The following is a 22,130-nucleotide window of genomic DNA, read 5'->3' as shown; positions in this document are numbered from 1 at the left end:
GGACCCCCTCCCGGCCTGCTTATCTGGATGACGTCGCACGGCGCCGACGAGCCCACGGGCCTCGGCGCCGACGCATGTCCCCCACGCCCCGCGTGGTGACGGCATGCCGCGGCCATACCGTCCCCGACGAAAGGTCACCGCCTTGTCCGCCGCTTCTTTCCTCCGCACCATCGCCACCCCGAAGAAGGCCCTCGCCGGTACCGCCGTGGCCGCTGCCGCCGCCGGTGCGATCTTCACCGCGGCGCCCGCGCAGGCCGCCGTCTCCGAGGCGTCGGCCCAGGCGACCGCGAAGAAGATGATCGGCAACTCGGCCCAGTACCAGTGCTTCTCCAACATCGTCGAGCACGAGAGCGGCTGGGACGCGAACGCCACCAACGCCTCCTCCGGCGCGTACGGCCTCGTCCAGGCCCTGCCCGGCTCGAAGATGGCCTCCGCCGGTTCCGACTGGAAGACCAACCCCGCCACCCAGATCGAGTGGGGCGTCGACTACATGAAGGACCGCTACGGCAGCGCCTGCGGCGCCTGGAACTTCTGGCAGGCCAACGGCTGGTACTAAGCCGAGCCGATCCCCCGACGCAACGAAACCGCACCCGTGTCCGCACGGGTGCGGTTTCGTTCGTGCGGCGGAGCTTGATTCCGCCAGGCGGATGCGGGGTCAGGCCTCGAACCACACCGTCTTCCCACCCCCGTCCCGCCGGTCGACCCCCCACTTCTCCGCCACCTCACTGAGCAGCACCAGCCCCCGCCCACCCTCCGAGTCCAACGGCAACCGGCTCTCCATGCACGGGACTTCGGGACACCCGTCCGCCACCTCCACCCGCACCCCGGCCTCCCGCCGCAGCACCAGCAGCCGGCATCGCCGGTCCGGGACATGGCGTACGACATTGGCGACCAGCTCGGTCACTCCCAGCGCGACGGCGTCGTACAGCTCCGGCATCTCCCAGTCGGCCAGCAGCGAGCGGACGATCCGGCGGATGTGCCGCGCCGAGTGCTCACCGACCGTGAGGTGCATGGAGTACCCAGGGGGAATGTGTTCGTTCACGGTACGAGCCTGACCTCGCGGAACTACTCTGGGCTACAGGTCGAACACAACATGCTCTGGAGTGGGGGCACTTCGTGACGCACGTCAACGTTCTGGATCCGGGCGCCTCGCCTCTCGACTACTACGGCTTCGAGCTGCGCCGGTACCGCGAGGCCGCCGGTCTCACCCAGCGCCAGTTGGGCGAGATCCTCAACTACACCGGGTCACTTGTCGGTCAGATCGAGACGGCCCGGAAACTTCCGACGCTGGAGTTCAGCCAACGCGCCGACGCGGCCCTGAACACGGGCGGGTTACTGTCCCGCCTCGTCGCGCTGGTGATGCGCAGTCAACTTCCGGCGTGGTTTCAGCAGGTCGCGGAGCTGGAAGTCCGGGCTATGGAAATCTGCACCTTCCAGACGCACATGGTGCACGGTCTCCTCCAGACCAAGGAGTACGTCCGCGCAGTCCTCGGCGTGCTCGACGAGACCAACCTCGACGACCGCACCGCCGTCCGACTGGCCCGGCAGTGCATCTTCGAGAAGGAGGAGCCGCCGGTCTTCTGGATGATCCTCAGCGAGGCGGCACTCCACCAGCAGGTCGGCGGCCCGGAGGTCATGCGGCAGCAACTCGCCCACCTGCTGTCCTTCGAGAGCAATCCCCGAATCAACGTCCAGGTGCTGCCGTTCGCGGCGGGTGCGCACGCGGGGCTGCAAGGCTCGTTCACCGTCTTCCGTTTCGCCGGTGATCCGACCATCGTCTACACCGAGGGTTACGGCAGTGGGCATCCGACCGCCAACCCGGACACGGTCAAGGACTGCTCGCTCCGTTACGATCATCTGCAAGCCGCCGCTCTCTCCCTCAAGGACTCGGCGGAGCTGATCCGACGCGTGATGGAGGACCGCTATGGAGAGCAACTGGCGTAGGTCGACATACAGCGGTGACCAGGGCGGCGAGTGTGTCGAGTGCGCGCCGATGGGGCCCCTTGCCTGGCGCAAGTCCACTCACAGCGGTGACCAGGGTGGCCAGTGCGTCGAGGTCGCCGAAGGCACCACCGCCGTCGCCATCCGCGACTCCAAGACCCCGACGGGACCGATCCTCACCATCGACCCCGCCACCTTCACCACCTTCGTGAACTGGACGTCGACTACAGCCGCTGAATGATCGTGCCGGTGGCCAAGCCGCCCCCCGCGCACATCGTCACCAGCGCGAACTCCTTGTCCGTGCGCTCCAGTTCATGAAGTGCCGTGGTGATCAGCCGCGCCCCCGTGGCCCCCACCGGATGCCCGAGCGCGATTCCACCGCCGTTCACGTTGACCTTCTCCAGGCTCTGCTCGAAGACCTGGGCCCAGCTCAACACCACCGACGCGAAGGCCTCGTTGATCTCGACGAGGTCGATGTCCCGCAAGGACATCCCCGCCTTGCCCAGCACCGCCTTCGTCGCGTCGATCGGTCCGTCCAGATGGAAGTGCGGGTCGGAGCCGACCAGCGCCTGTGCCACGATCCGCGCCCTCGGCCGCAGCTTCAGCGCCCGCGCCATCCGCTTGGACGCCCACATGATCGCCGCCGCGCCGTCGCTGATCTGGGAGGAGTTGCCCGCCGTGTGCACCGCGGTGGGCATGACCGGCTTCAGGCGGGCCAGGGCCTCCATGGACGTGTCGCGCAGACCCTCGTCCCGGTCCACGAGCCGCCACATGCCCTGCCCGGCCCGCTGCTCGTCCTCGGTGGTCGGCACCTGGACCGCGAACGTCTCCCGCTTGAACCGCTCCTCGGCCCAGGCGACACCGGCCCGCTCCTGCGAGATCAAACCCAGCGAGTCCACGTTCTCGCGCGTCAACCCCCGATGCCGCGCGATCCGTTCCGCCGCCTCGAACTGGTTGGGGAGATCCACGTTCCACTCATCCGGGAACGGCTTGCCAGGCCCGTGCTTGGACCCCGACCCCAGCGGCACCCGGGACATCGCCTCGACGCCGCAGGAGATACCGACGTCGATGACGCCGGCCGCGATCATGTTCGCGGTCATGTGCGACGCCTGCTGGGAGGAACCGCACTGGCAGTCCACGGTGGTCGCGGCGGTCTCGTAGGGCAGGCCCATGGTGAGCCAGGCCGTACGCGCGGGGTTCATGGACTGCTCGCCGGCGTGGGTGACCGTACCGCCGACGATCTGCTCGACGCAGTCTGCGGGAATGCCGGTGCGGCCGAGGAGTTCGCGATAGGTCTCGCCCAGCAGATAGGCCGGGTGCAGGTTGGCGAGCGCGCCGCCGCGCTTGCCGATGGGGGTGCGGACGGCTTCGACGATCACGGGTTCGGCGGCCATGGGGGGTGGTCCTCTCATCCGGAACCAGCACAACCAGATCCACAACTAGTACGTGTTCTAGTTCTGTGTGCAGTCTGCTGACGTGACGCCCATCACCGCAAGGGTCTTGCAGTCTTCGGGGTGCGCCGTTATGTTGCGCGACAACTGATGGTCCGTCAGACAGCTGTCCTCAGTCGGCCAATGGCTGGAGCCGCCATGCCCTGTCCAGCGCTTCCCGACGGGTTCGACTTCACCGACCCCGACCTCCTCCGACACCGCGTCCCCCTCCCGGAGTACGCCGAGCTGCGGGCCGAGCCGGTGCGCTGGATCCCGCAGCCGGGCAATCTCGCCGGCTTCCAGGACGAGGGGTACTGGGCCGTCACACGGCACGCGGACGTCAAGTACGTCTCCACGCACCCGGAACTCTTCTCCTCCTGGGTCAACACCGCGATCATCCGGTTCAACGAGCACATCGAGCGCGACGCGATCGACGCCCAGCGGCTGATCCTGCTGAACATGGACCCGCCCGAGCACACCCGGGTCCGGGGGATCGTGCAGCGGGTCTTCACCCCGCGCGCGATACGGGCACTGGAGCAGCGCCTGCGCGACCGGGCGCACGCGATAGCCGAGGAGGCCCGCGCGCACACCGGCCCGTTCGACTTCGTCACCGAGGTCGCCTGCGAACTGCCCCTGCAGGCCATCGCCGAGCTGATCGGCATCCCACAGGACGACCGGGCCAAGATCTTCGACTGGTCCAACAAGATGATCTCGTACGACGATCCGGAGTACGCGATCACCGAGGCGGTCGGCCAGGAGTCGGCCACCGAGCTGATCGCCTACGCGATGAACATGGCCGCCGACCGCAAGCAGTGCCCGGCGAAGGACATCGTGACCACGCTGGTGACGGCGGCGGACGAAGGCAGCCTGGGCTCGGACGAGTTCGGCTTCTTCGTGCTGCTGCTGGCCGTGGCGGGCAACGAGACCACCCGCAACGCCATCACCCACGGCATGCACGCCTTCCTCACCCACCCCGAGCAGTGGGAGCTGTACCGGCGGGAGCGGACCGCGACGGCGGCCGAGGAGATCGTCCGCTGGGCGACCCCGGTCAACTCCTTCCAGCGCACCGCCACGCAGGACACGGAACTGGGCGGCAAGCCGATCAGGAAGGGAGACCGGGTGGGCCTGTTCTACGCCGCCGCCAACCGCGACCCCGAGGTCTTCGAGAACCCGGACGCCTTCGACATCACCCGCGACCCGAACCCGCACCTCGGCTTCGGCGGCGGGGGCCCGCACTTCTGCCTCGGCAAGTCCCTTGCGGTCCTGGAGATCGACCTCATCTTCAACGCCGTCGCCGACGCGATGCCCGGCCTGCGCCTGGCGGGCGACCCGGACCGGCTGCGCTCGGCCTGGATCAACGGCGTGAAGCACCTCCGGGTGAGCCTGGCCTGACAGACCCGGGGGAGGCAGGAGCACCTCATCCCCCGCCTCGCCCCTGCCTCCCCCGCGACCCGCAGATGAACTCCGCCGCCCCGCGACCCGCAGATGAACTCCGCCGCCCCGCGACCGGCGGATGAGCTCCGCCGTGACGCACAGATGAACGAAACCGCCCCCCACGGCGTCTTCGATCGTGATGCACCCGCCGGCCGAGCTCGCCACCCGCCCCGGCACCCGCACGGCCCCCCTGCGGAAGCACCCCTTCCGAATCCCCCTGCTCGCCACCCTCCCGCTGCTGCCCCTCTACGCCCTGTGGTGGTCCCTCCTCGCCACCGGCGGCGGCGACCTCGCGGCCCAGCTGGCCTGGGCGGACTTCGCCTCCCGGCACGGCGGTTCGGCCTACAACCTGGTCTGGTACGGCGGGATGCACACCGCCAACTACAGCCTGATCTCGCCGTACTTGATGGCGGCCCTCGGCGTGCGCACGGTCACCGTCGCCTCCGGGCTCGCCGCGTCCTGGCTGGCGGCCGTCCTCATCACCCGCACCGGCGTCCGACGCCCCCTCGCCCCGGCACTGCTCGCCTCCCTCGCCCTGTGGTGCAACGTGGCCTCGGGCCGCACCACCTTCGCCCTCGGCATCGCGTTCGGCCTGGCCGCCTGCCTTCTGCTCACCCGGGAGCGCCGGATCGCCCTGGCGGTGGCGTACGCGGTCCTCGCGACCATGGCGAGCCCGGTGGCGGGCCTGTTCCTGGTGGTCGTGGGCGCGGCGATGCTGCTCGTCCGGGACTGGGGGCGGGCGCTGGCCCTGCTGGTGCCGCCCGCCGTGGTCGTCGGCGTGACGACCCTGCTGTTCCCTTTCAGCGGCGAGCAGTTGATGCCCCCGGCCCGGGTCTGGCCGCCGGTCGTCCTCGGTCTCGCGGTCACCGTGCTGGCGCCGCGCGCCTGGCGGGTCGCCCGGTGGAGCGGCGCGGTCTACGCGGCCGGGACCGTGCTGACGTATCTGATCCCCTCCCCCGTCGGCACGAACGTCGAGCGGTTCGCGGAGCTGTTCGCGCCCGCCGTGCTGTCGGCCGCCCTGCTCGGCGCGCCCGGCCTGGCCAGGGTGCGGCGCACTCTGCTGGTGGCGGCGCTGGTCTTCTCGATCGCCTGGGTCGGCAAGAAGACCGCCGACGACCTGGTGGTCTCCACCACGGTGCCCGCCTGGGCGAAGGAGACCAGCGGAGTCGTCCGGGCCCTGGAGGTGCTCGGCGCCGACCGCACCCGGGTCGAGGTCGTCCCGGCCCGCAACCACCGCGAGGCCGTCCAGCTCGCCCCGCACATCACCATGGCCCGCGGCTGGAACCGCCAGCTCGACATGGAACGGGCCCGCCTGTTCTACGACGGCACCTTCGACGCCACCAACTACCGGGCCTGGCTGGACCGTTGGGCGGTCGGTCTGGTGGTCCTGCCGCTCGGCAAGCCCGACGGGTACGCCGAGGCCGAGGCGCGGCTCATCAGGGAGCGGCGGCCCGACTGGCTGGAGCCGGTGTGGCGGGACGCGCACTGGCGGATCTACCGGGTGCGGGACGCCGTACCCCTGGTGTCGGCGCCCGCGACCGTCGTGCGGTCCTCCGCCGCCGACCTCGTCGTCCGGCTGCCGCGCGCCGGTTCGGTGACCGTGCGGGTGGCGTACTCGCGCTGGCTGCGCGCGGAGGGCGGATGCCTGTCCCGGCAGGGCGAGTTCACCCGGCTGACGGTGAACTCGCCCGGCGTGTACCGGATCAGCTCGGAGTACGGTCCTTCAGCGGCTCGCTGCTGACCGCCGGCGCCGTCACCGGCCGGGCGCGCGGGCCCTGGAGCAGATACGTCAGGCCGAACCCGGCGCCGACCACCGCGGCGCCGCCCACCGCGTCCAGCACCCAGTGGTTGCCGGTGACGACGATCGCGGTGAGCGTGAAGAGGGGATGCAGGAGCCCGAGGGCCTTCATCCACGCCTTCGGCGCGACGATCGCGATGACCAGACCGCACCACAGCGACCAGCCGAAGTGCAGCGACGGCATCGCCGCGTACTGGTTGGTGAGCGCGGTGAGCGTGCCGTAGTCCGGCTTGGAGAAGTCCTGCACCCCGTGCACGGTGTCGATGATCCCCAGGCCCGGCATCAGCCGCGGCGGGGCCAGCGGGTAGAGCCAGAAGCCGACCAGGGCGAGCAGGGTGGCGAAGCCGAGGGCGGAGCGGGCCCAGCGATAGTCGACCGGGCGGCGCCAGTACAGCAGGCCGAGGACGGTCAGCGGGACCACGAAGTGGAACGAGGTGTAGTAGAAGTCGAAGAAGTTCCGCAGCACGTCGACCTTGACCACGGCGTGGTTGAGCGTGTGCTCGATGTCGAGGTGCAGGAGGCGTTCGAGGTCGAGGATCTGCTGGCCGTGTTCCTCGGCCCGCTCCCGGCCCGCGGAGTTGCTGCCCCCGGTCGCGGCGAGGCGGACCTTGGAGTAGGCGGCGTAGGTGACCCGGATCAGCAGCAGTTCCAGCAGCAGGTTCGGACGGGCCAGCACCCGGCGCAGGAACGGCACCAGCGGCACGTGCTTGAAGCGGGTGGGGACGGGATCGGCGTACGGCGTGGGCAGCGGCGCCTGGTAGTAGGGCGAGGTGCGGGACAGGAACGGCACGAAGGTGGCGGCGGCGAGCGCGGCCAGCAGGACGACGTTGTCCCGCAGGGGGTACAGGGCCGCCATGTTCGGCAGCATCATCTTCGCCGGGAGGGTCATCACCAGCACGACGGCGACCGGCCACACATACCGGTCGGAGGCCTTCTTGCCGACCCGGCCGACGACCGCGAGGAGCACCCACAGCAGCTGGTGCTGCCAGGCGGTGGGCGAGGCGACGATGGCCGCGCAGCCGGTGATGGCGACGGCGAGCAGCAGCTGTCCGTCCCGGGCGTAGCGCACGGCCCGGCGCACCCCGAGGGCGGCGACGGTCGCGGCGAGCACCAGGAACAGCGCGATCTCCAGCGGCCCGTCCAGGCCCAGCCGCAACAGGGCGCCGTGCAGCGACTGGTTGGCCAGGTCGTCGGCGCGTCCGCCGAGCCCGGTGCCGGCCATGTGGTGCACCCAGTAGGTGTACGAGTCGTGCGGCATCGCGGCCCAGGCGAGCAGGGTCGCCGCGGCGAAGGTCACGCCGGTGGCGGCGGCGGCCCGTCTGCGGCCGGTGAACCACAGCAGGGGCGCGAACAGCAGCAGCGTCGGCTGGAGCGCGCCGGCCACGCCGATCAGCACGCCGCCGGCCCGCCCGCCCCGTACGGCGAAGCAGCCCGCCAGCACCAGCAGCACCGGGATGATGCTGGTCTGACCGAGCCAGAAGCTGTTGCGCACCGGCAGCGACAGCATCAGCAGGCTGACCGCGAGGGGCGCGGCGAGCAGGGAGGTCCGGCGGCTGACGGGCTGCGGCAGGGCGCGTGCCGCCACCAGACCGAGGGCGACCACCAGGAGCAGGGTGCCGAAGGTCCAGCCCCAGCCGAGCGCCTGCTCGGCGGACTTGGTCAGCGGCTTCAGCACAAGTCCCCCGAAAGGGGTGCCGGTGAACCGCGTCGAGTCGTACAGGGAGCCGTTCACATGCAGGACACCGTCCGGACCGACCCAGGTCTCCAGATCCGTCAGCCGCTCCCCGCGGGGCGTGCTGAGGACGACGGCCACCTGCCGTACCGCGAGGACGGCGGCGATCAGCCACAGGCCGATACGGGCCACGCGCAGGCGTGCCCGGGCCGTGCCGACGGCCGTCGCTCCGAACCCTTCCACCGGTGGCCCGCTGTGCTCCGCATTCGCCACGCCTCGTCGGCCTCCCGCCCCGTCAGTCCCACGCGTCGCGTGCCACGCGAGATCCCGTCACGAACCCTATGGGGCCCGTACCACCCCCGGAAGAGACGCAGGCAACCCTCGCTTCACCTGACGTCCGCTCTGCTTTTGTCCGAATGACGATAGTCCCGAGCCGGACATGTCGCCCGCCAACGGCACAAGACGGCTATATTCCTTAGCGACGCTACTTAGCCGCTCTAACTAGCCCTAGGAAAGGCACAGGTACATGAGCGATTCGCAGCTCTGGGACGCCGTGGACGACTACTTCACCGCCCATCTCTCGCCGGACGACGAAGCGCTGCGGGCCGCCGTACGCGACAGCGAGGCCGCGGAGCTCCCGCACGCCGCCGTCACCGCCCCGCAGGGCAAGCTCCTCCACCTGCTGGCCCTGATCCAGGGCGCCCGGACCATCCTGGAGATCGGCACCCTCGGCGGCTACAGCACCATCTGGCTGGCCCGCGCGCTGCCCGCCGACGGGCGCCTGGTCTCCCTGGAGTACAGCCCGAAGCACGCCGAGGTGGCCTGCCGCAACATCGCCCGGGCGGGCCTGGAGAAGGTGGTCGACGTCCGCGTCGGCGCGGCCCTGGAGTCCCTGCCCCAGCTGGCCGACGAGAACCCGGCCCCCTTCGACCTGGTCTTCATCGACGCCGACAAGGCGAACAACGCCCACTACGTGGAGTGGGCGCTGCGGCTCACCAGCGCGGGCAGCCTGATCATCGTCGACAACGTGGTGCGCGACGGCCGGATCGCGGAGGCGGACAGCCCGGCGGCGGACGTCCAGGGCACGCGGGCGGCCGTCGAACTCATCGGCGACCACCCGCGGTTGAGCGGTACGGCGATCCAGACGGTGGGCAGCAAGGGCTACGACGGCTTCCTGCTGGCGCGGGTGCTGGCGTAGGGCACTTTTCGGCCGCGGGCTAAGCCTCGTGGTAGAAGCCGACGTTGACGCTGCGCGGCGCGGTGCGGTCCCGTACGACGATCTCGCCGCTGCCGCCGCGGGGCAACGGCAGGGTGCCGCCGTAGGCGAGGGCCTGGGCGTAGGCGCCGATGGCGATCCGGACGTCGGAGGACGGGTCGGGCTGGGAGCCGCGCAGCCAGGTCACCTGCCAGGTCCCGTCCGGCCCGCACAGGAACTCCAGGTGCACCCGGGACACGAACAGCCAGTCGTCGGGCGTGGCCAGCCGGCACACCGACTTGTCGCGGCCCACCCGGAGCACGGCGCCCGGCTCGCTGGGCGCGTCGGCCATGAGCATGCCGGCCGTGGCACCCTCCTCCGCCGCGGTGACGGCGGCCATGGTGAGTTCGAGCACGTGCGTCCTCCTGAAGTGTCCTTACACAGCGGCCGCATGATAAATCGCCCGGCCCTACCCTGTCCGGCACAATGGAGTCATGACCGAGCGAAAGCCACCGGGCGTCCCGTTCGAGTCCTGGGTGGACAAGCAGATCCGGGACGCCGAGAGACGCGGCGACTTCGCCCATCTCCCCGGCGCGGGGCGGCCGTTGCCGCCGGGCACGGACACGGCGTACGACGAACTGTGGTGGGTCAGGCAGAAGATGGCCCGCGAGGGGCTGTCGGTGCTGCCACCGACGCTCGCGCTGCGCAAGGAGGCGGAGGACGCGCTGGAGGCGGCGCTGAGGGCGCCCACCGAGCGGCTGGTCAGGAAGATCGTCACGGACATCAACGCGAAGATCCGCGACATGATGTTCAAACCGCCGCCGGGCCCCCCGCTCGGGAAGAAGCCGTACGACGTCGAGGACGTGGTACGACGGTGGCGGGAGGCCCGGTTCGCGGATCCGTCGGACGCCTGAGGGCGTCAATCCGTCGGACGCCTGAGGGCGTCAGACGCGCAGCAGCCGGTCGGCCAGCTCGCGGTAGTCGCGCAGCGCGAGACGGAGCTGCTCGGTGTCGGCGGAACGCTCGTCGTCCTGCCAGGAGCCGCGCAGGGTGCGCCGCCGCTGGGTGAGCGCGTCGGTGAGCCGGCCGGTGAGCTCCTCCAGCGCCTGGTCGGCTTCCTCGACGGAGGCCCGGGGCTCGTCGACGAACCCGGTCATGGCGTGCTGGAGCCGGGTCTCGAGCTTGTCGTACTCCTCACGGGGCAGCAGCGGGGTCGTCTGGCCCGCCTGGCCGGTGTGGTCCGCCTGGCCGGTCGTGCGGCCGGTCACCCCGCCCCCGCCGGTCGTGGCGGCCGTGGCGCGCGTGGGGTCGGCCGCGTGGCCGCCCACCGCCGCTTCTCCGCCCGGCGTGCGGCCGGTGCCCGTGCCGCCCATACCGGCGCCGGCGCCTATGCCCGCGCCCGTTCCTGTACCGCGTGTCGCATCCGTCATGTCACTCAGCTCCCCTTCGCGTGACGCCTGGTGATCGCCCACGGAGCGTGGTGACCGTCAGTGGGCTTGGCAGACTCCTCCCGAGCCGGCCGGTGACGCTTGTTGTCGGACTGCCCCACCAGCTCCTCGAAGAGCAGCCGGGCCTCGATCATGGCCTCGCGCATCTCCTCGGTGCCGGCGGTGCCACTCTGCCCGACCGCGGCCATCCCCGCGCCTCCGCCCGCTCCGGCGTGCGCGGCGCGGTGGACGCGCCGGTAGCCGTCGACGTGACGGGCGTGGTGGACGGAGAGCGCGGCGAGCTGCTCCTCGTACCGACCGCCGTCCGGGAAACCCTTGGCCCCTGCCAGCTCGGCGAGCAGCTGGTCGGCCTCGCTCACCGCCTGCTGCGGGGAGTCGACGAAGTGTTCCTGGGCAGCCGCCCAGCGCGCCTCGTACTGCTGCCGCTGCGCGGGCTCCAGCGGGCGCTCCTGCAGCGAACCGTGCCGCTGCACCCGCTCGGAGAGCTCGCGCTCCGCGGCCTTGGTGTCACCGTCATGCCGGGCAACGGCCCGGTCGTACTCGGGGCCGAAGCGCCCCTTGAGGCTCCGACCCCCCTGCCCGCCTCGTCGAGCGCGCAGGAACAGGACGGCCGCGACGATGAGAACGACCGCCACGATCACGATCAGAGCGATGATCAGACCTGTGGACATGTATGCCTTCCGGGGTTCTCGACCCAACCGGTCCTCCCTGCGAACCGGTACCACGCTCCGGGTTGCCCCTACTTACCTCCTCAAACGGCGGCGCCCGACAATGACGGCCATGACCTGGACCATCACCCCGGAAGCCCCAGACTCCCCCACCGCCACAGCCCTCTGGCGGACCTATTACACGGAGGTCAGCGACCGCTACTACCTCCTGCACGAGGGCCGCCGCACCGACCCGGCCGAGCTGGAGCGGGAGATCGCGGCCCCGACCTGGGACGAACTCCGGCCGCCGAAGGGGCGGCTGCTGGTGGCGCGGTTCGCCGGGGAGGCCGCCGGGACGGCCGGGGTGCGGCTGCTGTCCGGCGGGGCCGCCGAGCTGAAGCGGGTGTTCGTGACGGAGTCCCTGCGCGGCAAGGGCGGCGCCCCGCTGCTGGTCCGGGCCGCCGAGGAGGCCGCCCGCGCGATGGGCGCGGACCGCATGGTCCTCGACACCCGCAGCGATCTGACCGAGGCCCGGGCCCTGTACGCGCGCCTCGGCTACACCGAGACCGAGCCGCACAACGACGACCCCTACGCCGATCACTGGTTCACTAAGAGGCTCGGCTGATCCCGGGCGCCGGGCCGTTGCGGGGCTGTTCGCCGGCCGAGCCGCACAGCTCGGCGTTGAGTTCCTTCACCAGCTGCGTCAGATCGGTCGGCCGGTCCGGGCCCCACCAGTCGCCGAGGAGTGCGGCCAGGGAGTCCTCCCGGGCCTGCGAAAGCCGGTCGGCGACCTCGCGCCCCTGGTCGGTCAGGACGAGGTCCAGGCCCTCGCGCCTGGCCAGCCGCCGTTCCTCGACCTGGCGGGCGGCGGCGAGGATCACCGCCAGGGGGACGGTGCTGCGCTCGGCGAGCTGCCCTGGCTCCACCCACCCGTACCGCTTGATGCGCAGCAGCAGCCAGCTCGCCCCGGGGAGCAGGTCGTACCCGGCCCGTTCGGTGATGCTGCGGTAGATCTCGCGCCGCCCCTCCCGGGTGCCCAGCACCGACAGCGCGCGGCACACCTCGTCGTAGGACGACCGCTGCACCGGGTTGCTGGCCAGCGTCTCGGTGACGTCCGGGGCGGTGACCGAGCCGCGCAGCTTGTCCTCCTTGAGGAACCAGGCCAGCACGAAGCCGACGAGGGCGACGGGGGCGGCGTAGAGGAAGACGTCGGTGATGGAGGTGGCGTACGCCTCCACCGCGGCGGGCTGGAGCGCGGCGGGCAGTTCGGTGATGCCGCGCGGGTCGGCCTCCAGGGCGTCCACCGAGACGCCGGGGGGCAGTTCGGCGCTCCGGAAGACGTCGGCGAGCTTGTCGTCGAGGCGGCTCGCGAAGAGGGTGCCGAAGATGGCGACGCCGAAGGAGGCCCCGATGGACCGGAAGAAGGTCGCGCCGGAGGTGGCGACGCCGAGATCCTCGTAGGCCACGGCGTTCTGCACGATCAGCACGAGCACCTGCATGACGAGGCCGAGGCCGAGCCCGAAGACGAAGAAGAAGGTGCTCATCACGGCCGTGGAGCTGTCCACGTGGAGCTGGTGCAGGAGCAGCAGCCCGAGGGCGGTCACGCCGGTGCCGGCGATCGGGAAGACCTTCCAGCGCCCGGTACGGCTGACGATCTGCCCGGAGGCGGTGGACGCCAGCAGCAGCCCCAGCACCATCGGCAGCATGTGCACCCCGGACATGGTCGGGGTGACGCCCTGCACGACCTGGAGGAACGTCGGCAGGTAGGTCATCGCGCCGAACATGGCGAACCCGACGATGAAGCTGATGACGGCGGCGAGGGTGAAGGTGCGGATCCGGAACAGCTTCAGCGGCAGCACCGGTTCGGCGGCCCGGCGCTCGGCGGCCACGAAGGCGACGGCGAGGATCACCCCGAGCACGGCGAGCGAGACGATCTGCGGGGAACCCCAGCCCCAGGTGGTGCCGCCGAGCGAGGCGACGAGCACCAGGCAGGTGGCGACGGCGGCGATGAGGAAGGTGCCGAGATAGTCGATGACATGGCGCTCGGTGCGGCGCGGGATGTGCAGCGCGGCGGCGATGACGGCGAGGGCGACGACCCCGACGGGAAGGTTGATGTAGAACACCCACCGCCAGCTCAGATGCTGCGTGAACAGCCCGCCCAGAAGCGGTCCGAGCACACTGGTGGCGCCGAACACGGCCCCGAACAGCCCTTGGTAGCGCCCGCGTTCGCGCGGTGAGACGAGGTCCCCGACGATGGCCATGGACAGCACCATCAGCCCGCCGCCGCCCAGCCCCTGCAGTGCCCGGAAGGCGATGAGCTGCGGCATGTCCTGCGCCATGCCGCACAGCGCGGACCCGATGAGGAAGATCACGATGGCGGTCTGGAAGAGCCGCTTGCGCCCGTACTGGTCGCCGAGTTTGCCCCACAGCGGGGTGGCGGCGGTCGAGGCCAGCAGATAGGCGGTGACCACCCACGACAGGTGGTCCATGCCGCCCAGGTCGCTGACGATGGTCGGCAGCGCGGTGGAGACGATGGTCTGGTCGAGCGCGGCGAGCAGCATCCCGAGCAGCAGCGCGCCGATCGGGACGAGGACATTGCCCGGCACGTTCTCCTGGACCGCGGTTCCGTGCCGCGTGTGGGTATCCCCGGCCATACGGACCTCCCCAGGCCTCCCGAGGCTCGATGCACCTTCCATCGTGCTGGGTACGGCCGCGTATGGCCTGTTGAATCCGGAATGCGCATCCGGACCAGGGGCGCGTCGACGACGCCGTGAAGAAAATCTGCATAATCTCTGGAGTTCGCGAGGGGAGTCGCGAGGGGGAAGGGACGAACAGGTGACAGACCACGAGGACCACGGGTGCCCGGAGTGCGGGGCGGCCAGGGGGGCCGACCGCACGCCGTCCTGCACCTGCACGCAGCGCGCGTCCGAGGCCCTGCGCGACGCGCGCGAGGCTCAGGCAGCGGCGGCGGAGGACTTCGATCCGCTGCGGATACGGCCGTACGTCGAGCTGGACGGCACGGAGGCGGACCCGGGGGCGACGATGCCGCTGCGCACGCCCCTGGCGCCGTCGCCGGCGGAACCGAACGCGATGGACATCGGCCTGTTCGAGGCCCCGCCCGAGTCTCCGGCGCCCGCGCAGCAAGGGACGGGACGCCCGAGGGGCCGCCGCAGGACGGTGGCGTTGCTGGGGGCGGCGGCGGCGATGGTCGGGGTGGTGGCGGCGGCGGGCATGGCGAGCGGCCTGTTCAGCTACGAGTCCCCCACCCGGGACACGAGTCTCCCGGAGGCGGTACGGGCGAGCGTCCCGGACCCGACGGCGAGCGAGGCGGCCGAGCCGACCGCCAAGTCGGCGTCCCCGTCCCCCTCGTCCACGTCCGCGAGCCCGTCGGCGACGCGGAGCGCATCCCCCTCACCGTCCGCGACGAGCGCGTCCGCGACGCCGTCCACGTCACCGTCCCCGACGCCCACACCCACCCCGGCCAAGGCCTCGGAGGCCGCCCCCCGGGAGACCGCCCCCGACCCGGCCCCGCCGGTCCTCCGCCGAGGCGACAAGGGCGCTGAGGTGACGGAACTCCAGCTCCGCCTGCAGCAGCTCTGGCTCTACAACGACGACATCAACGGCAACTTCAACCACCAGCTGGAGAACGCCCTGAAGAACTACCAGTGGAGCCGGGGGGTGGGCAGGGAGAGCCTGGGCGTCTACACCGTGGAGACGAGGGCAAGCCTGGAATCGGAGACGCAGGAGCCGTAGGGGCTTTTCGTGACACGGTCGGCACCCTCAGCCCGTCCGGCGTTTGAGGACGAGGCCCTTCAGGGGCCGACAGCGGGGGTCTGGGGGCGGCAGCCCCCAGTGGGGGTCCCCCCTCTGGGGGAGGGACGGGTAGGGGCGGCGGGGGCGAGAACAACCAGGCCTCAGCCCACGTACAGCCGCACGCCTCCGCCGTCCACCGCCTCCACCCGCACCTCGTTCAGATCCCGCACCACCACATCAGGCCCATGGAACCCGGCCCGAGGCCCCACCCCCACCACCCGCATCCCAGCCGCCCGCCCCGCCTGAATCCCGGCCCCCGAGTCCTCGAAGACCACACACTCCCCCGGATCCACCCCCAACTCGGCGGCCCCCTTCAAAAACCCCTCCGGATCCGGCTTGCTCGCGCCCACCGACTCCGCGGTCACCCGCACATCCGGCAGCGCCAGCCCCGCCGCCCGCATCCGCGCCGTGGACAGCGCCACATCCGCCGACGTCACGAGCGCATGCGGCACGGACCCGTCCCGCAGCGCGGCCAGGAACTCCGCAGCCCCCGGTATCGCGACGACACCGTCCATGTCCGCCGTCTCCTCGGCGAGCATCCGCGCGTTCTCCGCGTGGTTCTGCGCCATGGGCCGCCCGGGCAGCAGCAACGCCATCGAGGCGTACCCCTGCCGCCCGTGGACGACCTTCATGACCTCGTCCCCGTTCAGCCCGTGCCGGTCGGCCCAGCGCCGCCAGATCCGCTCGACGACGGCATCCGAGTTGACGAGGGTGCCGTCCATGTCCAGCAGGAGGGCGCGGGCGGTGAGCACGGCGGTGGCCGTCATCGGCAGCTCCAAAGCACGAGGCGGGAAACAAGGTGGTCCCGCCCGCCGGTCAGGGAAAACGGGCGGGAGCCACTTTGTTTCTCTACGGTACAAAACCTTTCCATGATCCCGCCACCACCCCGGCAAAGGTTCACCGACCGTTCAGCTCAGGCGAAGACCGTCCGCGACCATCCGCGACCCTCCTCAGCCTGCGCCGGAGACCGAAGATCACCCCGCGATGGCCTCGTACAAGCTCCACACCCCGAGCCCCAGCATCAGCAGCGCCGCGATCTGAGTGATCAGCTTCAGCGGCACCCGCTTCATCAGCGCCTTGCCCCCGACGATCCCCAGCCCCGCGACGGCCCACAGCGCCAGCACCGCACCCAGGCCCACCGACAGCGGATCGTCGTACCGCGCGGCGAGATTCGCCGTCATGATCTGCGTCAGATCCCCGAACTCGGCGACGAGGATCAGCATGAACCCCGCCCCGGAGACCTTCCAGAAGGACTGGTTCTCGGGCCGGCGGACCTCCGCCTCGTCCTCGTCCTTCTTCAGCAGCAGCACCGCCGCGCCGCCCAGGAACAGCACACCGGTCAGGGCGTGCAGGATCTGCTGCGGCAGCAGCGTCAGCACGCTCCCCGCGGCCACGGCCAGGGCGACATGCAGCGCGAACGCGGCGGCCACCCCGACGAAGACGTACGAAGCCCGGTACCGGGTACCGAGCACGAGCCCCGCCAACGCCGTCTTGTCCGGCAGTTCCGCGAGAAAGACGACGCCGAAGACGAGCGCCATCACACTGAAGCTGATCAAGGTTCCTCAATCGGTCGGGGCCACCCCACCGAGAGTGCAGTACCTCTTGCACAAAGACACCTCGGCACGGCAGCACACGGAAGATGCACTGCGTTGCCGAAGGTCTCGCTGGCGGGACCCCTGTGACGAGGTCCGCCTCCGGGCGCCGGCTCAGACGAGCTGAGCAGTATGTCGACGGTCCGGCGAAGAGCTACTCCCCTTCTGCGCCGTCCATCTTACGTGATCGTTCGACCGTAAACCTTGTCATGTCATGCACGCGTCATTAGCTTCTCACGCAACGCACACCTCCCGGCAACACGGCGTCGCGAGCATTCCCTCGCCCGCACGCCCAACGCCCCCACTTCAAAAGGGAGTTCGCATGCCGAAGTTCTACGCGCGTCGACGCCTGAGCATACTCGCGGCGTTCACCGGTCTCATAGCCTCCGTCGGACTCGTCAACGGGCCGACCGCCTCCGCCGCCCTCCCCACCCCGGTGAGCGCCGCCACCGCCCGCAGCTACCTCGCCTCGCTCACCGTCACGGCCGAGGACCGCACCGGCTACAACCGCGACCTCTTCCCGCACTGGATCACCCAGTCCGGCACCTGCAACACCCGGGAGGTCGTCCTCAAGCGTGACGGCACGAACGTCGTCCAGGACTCCGCCTGCGCCGCCACCAGCGGCAGCTGGTACTCCCCCTACGACGGCGCCACCTGGAGCGCCGCCTCCGACGTCGACATCGACCACCTCGTCCCGCTGGCCGAGGCCTGGGACTCCGGCGCCGACAGCTGGACCACCTCCCGCCGCCAGGCGTTCGCCAACGACCTGACCCGCCCGCAGCTCATCGCCGTCACCGACAACGTCAACCAGGCCAAGGGCGACCAGGACCCGGCCACCTGGATGCCGTCCCGCACGGCCTACCGCTGCACCTACGTCCGCGCCTGGGTCCAGACGAAGTACTACTACGGCCTGTCCGTGGACTCCGCCGAGAAGAGCGCCCTCACCAGCCATCTGAACGCCTGCTGAGCCGGAAGATCCCGGAACCTACCCACACTCCTCCGTCGTTCCGTACCGTACGGGGCGACGGAGGAGTGTGATCGCGTGGCCGAACTGCGGCTGGGACCGCTGCTGAGACATGCCGGTGGTTCGTCCGCGACCGTCTGGGTCGAGACGAGCCGTCCGTGCGCCGCCGAGGTGCGCGGCGCGGACGGCGCGCACGGCGCGTCCCGCACCTTCCGGATCGCCGGGCACCACTACGCCCTCGTGGAGGTGACCGGCCTCGCACCGGGCACGACACAGTCGTACGAGGTGTTCCTGGACGGCACCCGGGTGTGGCCGCTGCCGGACTCCCGTTTCCCGCCCTCGGTGATCCGCACCCCGGCCGCGGACGACACGGTCCGCGTCGCCTTCGGCTCCTGCCGCTGGGCCTCCCCGCCGGACGGCGGGGACGACCCGGTCGGCCCGGACGCCCTGGACACCCTCGCGGCCCGGATCGCGGCGGACCCCGAGGGCGAGCGCCCGGACGTCCTGGTCCTGCTCGGCGACCAGGTGTACGCCGACGAGGTCTCCGAGGACACCCGCCGCTGGCTCGCCGGCCGCCGCGACCTGAGCGAACCCCCGGGCGCCGAGGTCGCGGACTACGAGGAGTACACCCACCTCTACTACGAGTCCTGGCTCGACCCCGAGGTGCGCTGGCTGCTCTCCACCGTCCCCAGCTGCATGATCTTCGACGACCACGACGTCATCGACGACTGGAACACCTCCGCCTCCTGGCTCGCCGACATGCGGGCCACCCCCTGGTGGCGCGAGCGCCTGCTGAGCGGCCTGATGTCGTACTGGGTCCACCAGCACCTGGGCAACCTCACCCCGGCCGAGCTGGCCGCCGACCCGCTCTACGCCGCCGTACGCGAGAGTTCCGACGGCACCGACGCGTTGCGCGACTTCGCCATCGCGGCCGACGCCGACCCCGCCTCGGTGCGCTGGAGCTACCGGCGCGACTTCGGCCGCGTACGCCTGCTGATGGTCGACACCCGCGCGGCCCGCGTCCTCGACGAGCAGCACCGCGCGATGCTCGACCCGGGCGAGGCCGACTGGCTGCGCGCGCAGGTCCACGACGGGCCCGGGAGCTACGACCATCTCCTCATCGGCACCTCGCTGCCCTGGCTGCTGCCGCATCTGGTGCACTACGCCGAGGCATGGGACGCCGCGCTGTGCCGGGGTGAACGGGGCGAGCGCTGGGCCCGGTTCGGGGAGCGGCTCAGGCGGGCCGCGGACCTGGAGCACTGGGCGGCCTTCCCGGCGTCCTTCGACGCGCTGGCGGAGGCGGTCCGGGAGGCCGGTTCGGGGCCCCAGGCGCCGGCGACGGTGTGCGTGCTGTCGGGGGACGTCCATCACGCGTACGTCGCCGAGCCGTCCTGGCCGGACGACGAGGGGCCCGGCGCCCGGGTCGTCCAGCTGACCTGCTCCCCCGTCCACAACTCCATCCCGCTGCACATCAGGCTCGGGTTCCGGTTCGGCTGGAGCGCGGTGGCGCGGGCGCTGGGGCGGCGGCTCGCCGGGCACGGCGGGGTGCCGCGGCCACGGATCGAGTGGCGGCGCACGGGCGGGCCCTGGTTCGGCAACCAGCTGATGACCCTGACCATGCGGGGGCGCTCGGCCTCCCTGCGGCTGGAGCAGGCACGCCCGCAGAAGGGCGGCGGGGCTCAGCTGCGGACGGTCACGGAGTCCGAACTCAGCCCCTGATCGTCCCTTTTCGGACGGTTGCCGTGGTCGTGGCACCCGATATCCCAGATGCCAGTGAGGCATCCCACAGTCGTCCCACCCCGGGCCCGGATCCACCCCCTCCCGACGGCATGATGAGGCGGACCGTCCGCTTCCAGTGGAGGCGGCGGCCGTCCGCCCATGCGCCCCACCGCCCGGGAGTCACCCTCTTGTCTGCACCGACCACGGACCCCCTGCCGCTCTCCGTCGCCGTGGTCGGCGCCGGCCCGCGCGGCACCAGCGTCCTGGAACGCCTGTGCGCCTCCGCCCCCGAACTCCTCCCCCCGGGCGCCCGGCTGACGGTCCACGTCGTCGACCCCGCCCCGCCGGGACCCGGACGCGTCTGGCGCACCGCCCAGTCGCCCGAGCTGCTGATGAACACCGTGGCGAGCCAGGTCACCCTGTTCACCGACGACAGCGTGGACTGCTCGGGCCCCCTGCGCCCGGGCCCCAGCCTGCACGAGTGGGCGGCCGGCGCCCTCGGCCCCGACGAGTACCCGACCCGCGCCCACTACGGCCGCTATCTGGAGTGGGTGTTCGCCCGCACGGTCCGCGAGGCGCCGCCCACGGTCCGCGTCGAGACCCACCCGGCACGGGCGACCCGTCTCGACGACGCCCCCGACGGCCGCCAGACCCTCACCCTCGACAACGGCCGCACCCTGACCGGCCTGTCGGCGGTCGTCCTCGCCCAGGGCCACCTCCCGACGGCACCGGACGCCGCCCAGCGCGCGACGACCGCGTACGCCGAGCAGCACGGCCTGCGCCACATCCCGCCCGCCAACCCGGCCGACGTCGACCTGTCGGCCGTACTGCCCGGCGAACCGGTGCTGTTGCGCGGCCTGGGTCTCAACTTCTTCGACCACATGGCCCTGTTGACCACCGGCCGGGGCGGGCGCTTCGTGCGCGCCGGGCAGGGCCTGCGGTACCTGCCCTCCGGCAACGAGCCGCGCCTGTACGCCGGTTCCCGGCGTGGCCTGCCCTACCAGGCGCGCGGCGACAACGCCAAGGGCCCCTACGGCCGCCATCTCCCCCTGGTCCTCACCCCCGAGGTCATCGCCGCCTTCCGCAAGCGCGCGGACTCCGGCGAGGCCCCGGACTTCCTCGCGGAGATATGGCCGCTGGTGGCGAAGGAGGTGGAGACGGTCTACTACCAGGCGCTGCTCTCCCCCGCCCCGGACTTCACCGACCGCTTCCTCGCCGCCCCGCACCGGAGTCCTCAAGAGCGGGATGTGTTGGACGAGTTCGGGGTTGCTGAGGAGAAGCGCTGGTCCTGGGACCGGATCTCCCGGCCGTACGAGGGACTGGACTTCGCCGGCCCCGACGCGTGGCGCGCCTGGCTGCTGGCGTACCTGCGGGAGGACGCCGCGCAGGCCGCCCTCGGCAATACGGCGGGCCCGCTCAAGGCCGCCCTGGACGTGCTGCGCGATCTGCGCAACGAGCTGCGGCAGATCGTGGACCACGGCGGACTGGCCGGCGCCTCCCGCCGGGACCACCTGGACCGCTGGTACACCCCGCTCAACGCCTTCCTCTCCATCGGCCCGCCCCGGCGCCGCATAGAGGAGCTGGCGGCCCTGACGGAGGCGGGCGTGGTGCAGGTCCTCGGGCCGCGCCTGGAGGTCCGGGAGGAGGACGGGGCGTGGGTCGCGCACTCCCCGGCCGTGCCGGGATCGGCGGTCCGGGTCACCACGCTGGTCGAGGCCCGGCTCCCGGAACCGGACCTGCGCCGCACGGCCGACGACCTCCTCGCCCGGCTGCTGAAGACCGGACAGTGCCGTCCGCACACGGTCGACGGCTACGAGACCGGCGGCCTGGACGTGACCGCGCGCCCCTACCACCTGATAGACCGTCAAGGCCACGCACACACACGCCGGTTCGCCTTCGGGGTACCGACCGAGGGGGTCCACTGGGTCACCGCGGCCGGCGCCAGACCGGGCGTGGACTCGATCACCCTCGCGGACGCGGACGCAGTGGCGAGGGCCACACTGCGCACTGCCGCCGCGGAGGCAGAACCCACAGCCAGTCCGAATACGACACTCGCCGCAACGAGGGGGTGCGCGTGAGACGGCGGCCCGGGTGGCGCTCGGCGCGGGCCCGCGTAATCCCGCCCGCCGGGGACAGGCGCCGCCGCCCGAGCGCGGCGGCAAGGGCCGCACTACCCGCCACGAGGGCGGAGCCGAATGCGCCACACGCCGACTCCGCGGGGCCTGCACAGCCCGCCCCAGCGGGGACGGCCGCTGTCCTCCAAACCACGCACCACAGGGCCGCGCAGGAGACGGCCCCCGCAGCCCGACCGAATCCGACACCCGGCGCCTGCGCCGCCCCGCCCCGCCCCGGCAGGGACGGTCGCTGTCGTCCGCGGGCCGGGTTCCGTAGGGCCGCGGAGGCGGTGGCGCGCCCGCGGACCGGCCCCATGCTGCACTCGCGAGCAGCATGGGGCACCCGTGACGCCCCCATCAGCG

General features: G+C 71.6%; 21 protein-coding genes. 12 read left to right on the top strand and 9 right to left on the bottom strand.

What is annotated here, in order from left to right:
• The first annotated feature begins 142 nt into the window (after positions 1 to 142).
• Complete coding sequence (locus ACWD1Z_RS19755; RefSeq protein WP_451120241.1) at positions 143 to 556, top strand: aggregation-promoting factor C-terminal-like domain-containing protein; 414 nt, start codon at positions 143 to 145, stop codon at positions 554 to 556.
• A gap of 99 nt (positions 557 to 655) precedes the next feature.
• Here the strand turns inward: ACWD1Z_RS19755 and ACWD1Z_RS19750 are convergent, their stop codons facing one another.
• Positions 656 to 1,042 carry an ATP-binding protein gene (locus ACWD1Z_RS19750; protein WP_389416306.1) on the bottom strand — a complete coding sequence of 129 codons (387 nt, stop codon included), beginning with the start codon at positions 1,040 to 1,042 and terminating at the stop codon, positions 656 to 658.
• 74 nt (positions 1,043 to 1,116) lie between these two features.
• Between ACWD1Z_RS19750 and ACWD1Z_RS19745 the strand changes: the two genes are divergently transcribed.
• Together ACWD1Z_RS19745 and ACWD1Z_RS19740 are read left to right on the top strand one after the other, a co-directional pair.
• The gene (locus ACWD1Z_RS19745) at positions 1,117 to 1,944 is read left to right on the top strand and encodes a helix-turn-helix domain-containing protein (RefSeq protein ID WP_451120240.1); all 828 of its coding nucleotides are present in this window, start codon (positions 1,117 to 1,119) and stop codon (positions 1,942 to 1,944) included.
• Positions 1,925 to 2,182 carry a DUF397 domain-containing protein gene (locus ACWD1Z_RS19740; protein ID WP_451120238.1) on the top strand — a complete coding sequence of 86 codons (258 nt, stop codon included), beginning with the start codon at positions 1,925 to 1,927 and terminating at the stop codon, positions 2,180 to 2,182. The genes ACWD1Z_RS19745 and ACWD1Z_RS19740 overlap by 20 nt, the downstream gene beginning before the upstream one ends.
• Here the strand turns inward: ACWD1Z_RS19740 and ACWD1Z_RS19735 are convergent.
• Positions 2,166 to 3,335 (bottom strand): steroid 3-ketoacyl-CoA thiolase, encoded by a 1,170-nt coding sequence (locus ACWD1Z_RS19735; protein ID WP_451120237.1) that lies wholly within the window; start codon positions 3,333 to 3,335, stop codon positions 2,166 to 2,168. The genes ACWD1Z_RS19740 and ACWD1Z_RS19735 overlap by 17 nt on opposite strands.
• Positions 3,336 to 3,530: 195 nt before the next feature.
• Between ACWD1Z_RS19735 and ACWD1Z_RS19730 the strand changes: the two genes are divergently transcribed.
• Positions 3,531 to 4,763 (top strand): cytochrome P450, encoded by a 1,233-nt coding sequence (locus tag ACWD1Z_RS19730; protein ID WP_451120235.1) that lies wholly within the window; start codon positions 3,531 to 3,533, stop codon positions 4,761 to 4,763.
• Between the two features lie 181 nt (positions 4,764 to 4,944).
• Complete coding sequence (locus tag ACWD1Z_RS19725) at positions 4,945 to 6,546, top strand: hypothetical protein (RefSeq protein WP_451120381.1); 1,602 nt, start codon at positions 4,945 to 4,947, stop codon at positions 6,544 to 6,546.
• Here the strand turns inward: ACWD1Z_RS19725 and ACWD1Z_RS19720 are convergent.
• Complete coding sequence (locus ACWD1Z_RS19720) at positions 6,509 to 8,548, bottom strand: phosphatase PAP2 family protein (RefSeq protein ID WP_451120234.1); 2,040 nt, start codon at positions 8,546 to 8,548, stop codon at positions 6,509 to 6,511. The genes ACWD1Z_RS19725 and ACWD1Z_RS19720 overlap by 38 nt on opposite strands.
• A 253-nt stretch (positions 8,549 to 8,801) precedes the next feature.
• On the opposite strand from ACWD1Z_RS19720, the gene ACWD1Z_RS19715 reads away from it, so the two are divergent.
• The gene (locus tag ACWD1Z_RS19715) at positions 8,802 to 9,473 is read left to right on the top strand and encodes an O-methyltransferase (RefSeq protein ID WP_451120233.1); all 672 of its coding nucleotides are present in this window, start codon (positions 8,802 to 8,804) and stop codon (positions 9,471 to 9,473) included.
• Positions 9,474 to 9,492: 19 nt separating this feature from the next.
• Here ACWD1Z_RS19715 and ACWD1Z_RS19710 read toward each other — a convergent pair whose 3' ends face one another.
• The gene (locus tag ACWD1Z_RS19710; RefSeq protein WP_451120231.1) at positions 9,493 to 9,885 is read right to left on the bottom strand and encodes a hypothetical protein; all 393 of its coding nucleotides are present in this window, start codon (positions 9,883 to 9,885) and stop codon (positions 9,493 to 9,495) included.
• A 79-nt stretch (positions 9,886 to 9,964) separates the two neighbouring features.
• On the opposite strand from ACWD1Z_RS19710, the gene ACWD1Z_RS19705 reads away from it, so the two are divergent.
• Positions 9,965 to 10,384 (top strand): DnaJ family domain-containing protein, encoded by a 420-nt coding sequence (locus ACWD1Z_RS19705; protein WP_451120230.1) that lies wholly within the window; start codon positions 9,965 to 9,967, stop codon positions 10,382 to 10,384.
• 30 nt (positions 10,385 to 10,414) lie between these two features.
• On the opposite strand, the gene ACWD1Z_RS19700 is transcribed toward ACWD1Z_RS19705, so the two are convergent.
• Positions 10,415 to 10,900 (bottom strand): hypothetical protein, encoded by a 486-nt coding sequence (locus ACWD1Z_RS19700; protein ID WP_451120229.1) that lies wholly within the window; start codon positions 10,898 to 10,900, stop codon positions 10,415 to 10,417.
• Between the two features lie 5 nt (positions 10,901 to 10,905).
• Positions 10,906 to 11,589 (bottom strand): hypothetical protein, encoded by a 684-nt coding sequence (locus tag ACWD1Z_RS19695; protein ID WP_451120228.1) that lies wholly within the window; start codon positions 11,587 to 11,589, stop codon positions 10,906 to 10,908.
• A gap of 109 nt (positions 11,590 to 11,698) precedes the next feature.
• Between ACWD1Z_RS19695 and ACWD1Z_RS19690 the strand changes: the two genes are divergently transcribed.
• Positions 11,699 to 12,190 carry a GNAT family N-acetyltransferase gene (locus ACWD1Z_RS19690; RefSeq protein WP_451120226.1) on the top strand — a complete coding sequence of 164 codons (492 nt, stop codon included), beginning with the start codon at positions 11,699 to 11,701 and terminating at the stop codon, positions 12,188 to 12,190.
• Here ACWD1Z_RS19690 and ACWD1Z_RS19685 read toward each other — a convergent pair.
• A complete protein-coding gene (locus ACWD1Z_RS19685) occupies positions 12,174 to 14,219 on the bottom strand; it encodes a DHA2 family efflux MFS transporter permease subunit (protein WP_451120224.1) in 2,046 nt (681 codons plus the stop codon). The two genes, ACWD1Z_RS19690 and ACWD1Z_RS19685, sit on opposite strands and share 17 nt — an antisense overlap.
• A 181-nt stretch (positions 14,220 to 14,400) precedes the next feature.
• Here ACWD1Z_RS19685 and ACWD1Z_RS19680 point away from each other — a divergent pair, with 181 nt between their 5' ends.
• Positions 14,401 to 15,318, top strand: a complete 918-nt coding sequence (locus tag ACWD1Z_RS19680; protein WP_451120222.1) for a peptidoglycan-binding protein — start codon at positions 14,401 to 14,403, stop codon at positions 15,316 to 15,318.
• 161 nt (positions 15,319 to 15,479) lie between these two features.
• On the opposite strand, the gene ACWD1Z_RS19675 is transcribed toward ACWD1Z_RS19680, so the two are convergent.
• Together ACWD1Z_RS19675 and ACWD1Z_RS19670 are read right to left on the bottom strand one after the other, a co-directional pair.
• Positions 15,480 to 16,145: an HAD family hydrolase gene (locus ACWD1Z_RS19675; protein WP_451120220.1), complete on the bottom strand. Its 666-nt coding sequence runs from the start codon at positions 16,143 to 16,145 to the stop codon at positions 15,480 to 15,482.
• Between the two features lie 207 nt (positions 16,146 to 16,352).
• Positions 16,353 to 16,934: a TMEM165/GDT1 family protein gene (locus ACWD1Z_RS19670; protein WP_451120218.1), complete on the bottom strand. Its 582-nt coding sequence runs from the start codon at positions 16,932 to 16,934 to the stop codon at positions 16,353 to 16,355.
• Positions 16,935 to 17,292: 358 nt separating this feature from the next.
• Between ACWD1Z_RS19670 and ACWD1Z_RS19665 the strand changes: the two genes are divergently transcribed.
• The 3 genes from ACWD1Z_RS19665 (at position 17,293) to ACWD1Z_RS19655 (ending at position 21,731) form a co-directional block, all read left to right on the top strand.
• On the top strand, positions 17,293 to 17,937 hold the full coding sequence (locus tag ACWD1Z_RS19665; protein ID WP_451120216.1) for an HNH endonuclease family protein: 645 nt from the start codon (positions 17,293 to 17,295) through the stop codon (positions 17,935 to 17,937).
• Positions 17,938 to 18,012: 75 nt separating this feature from the next.
• A complete protein-coding gene (locus ACWD1Z_RS19660; RefSeq protein WP_451120214.1) occupies positions 18,013 to 19,653 on the top strand; it encodes an alkaline phosphatase D family protein in 1,641 nt (546 codons plus the stop codon).
• 188 nt (positions 19,654 to 19,841) lie between these two features.
• Positions 19,842 to 21,731 carry an FAD/NAD(P)-binding protein gene (locus ACWD1Z_RS19655; RefSeq protein ID WP_451120210.1) on the top strand — a complete coding sequence of 630 codons (1,890 nt, stop codon included), beginning with the start codon at positions 19,842 to 19,844 and terminating at the stop codon, positions 21,729 to 21,731.
• The last annotated feature ends 399 nt before the right edge of the window (positions 21,732 to 22,130 follow it).

The organism is Streptomyces sp. NPDC002784 (assembly GCF_053592135.1).
Note: the sequence above shows the minus strand (reverse complement) of the source record. Positions and strands in the feature narration are given on the sequence as shown.

Excerpts from the sequence above, each read along its gene's own strand:
- ACWD1Z_RS19735 (WP_451120237.1), bottom strand. The coding sequence starts at position 3,335 with ATGGCCGCCGAACCCGTGATCGTCGAAGCCGTCCGCACCCCCATCGGC.
- ACWD1Z_RS19705 (WP_451120230.1), top strand. The coding sequence starts at position 9,965 with ATGACCGAGCGAAAGCCACCGGGCGTCCCGTTCGAGTCCTGGGTGGAC.
- ACWD1Z_RS19665 (WP_451120216.1), top strand. The coding sequence starts at position 17,293 with ATGCCGAAGTTCTACGCGCGTCGACGCCTGAGCATACTCGCGGCGTTC.
- ACWD1Z_RS19740 (WP_451120238.1), top strand. The coding sequence starts at position 1,925 with ATGGAGAGCAACTGGCGTAGGTCGACATACAGCGGTGACCAGGGCGGC.
- ACWD1Z_RS19690 (WP_451120226.1), top strand. The coding sequence starts at position 11,699 with ATGACCTGGACCATCACCCCGGAAGCCCCAGACTCCCCCACCGCCACA.
- ACWD1Z_RS19730 (WP_451120235.1), top strand. The coding sequence starts at position 3,531 with ATGCCCTGTCCAGCGCTTCCCGACGGGTTCGACTTCACCGACCCCGAC.
- ACWD1Z_RS19725 (WP_451120381.1), top strand. The coding sequence starts at position 4,945 with ATGCACCCGCCGGCCGAGCTCGCCACCCGCCCCGGCACCCGCACGGCC.
- ACWD1Z_RS19700 (WP_451120229.1), bottom strand. The coding sequence starts at position 10,900 with ATGACGGATGCGACACGCGGTACAGGAACGGGCGCGGGCATAGGCGCC.
- ACWD1Z_RS19675 (WP_451120220.1), bottom strand. The coding sequence starts at position 16,145 with ATGACGGCCACCGCCGTGCTCACCGCCCGCGCCCTCCTGCTGGACATG.
- ACWD1Z_RS19685 (WP_451120224.1), bottom strand. The coding sequence starts at position 14,219 with ATGGCCGGGGATACCCACACGCGGCACGGAACCGCGGTCCAGGAGAAC.
- ACWD1Z_RS19695 (WP_451120228.1), bottom strand. The coding sequence starts at position 11,589 with ATGTCCACAGGTCTGATCATCGCTCTGATCGTGATCGTGGCGGTCGTT.
- ACWD1Z_RS19715 (WP_451120233.1), top strand. The coding sequence starts at position 8,802 with ATGAGCGATTCGCAGCTCTGGGACGCCGTGGACGACTACTTCACCGCC.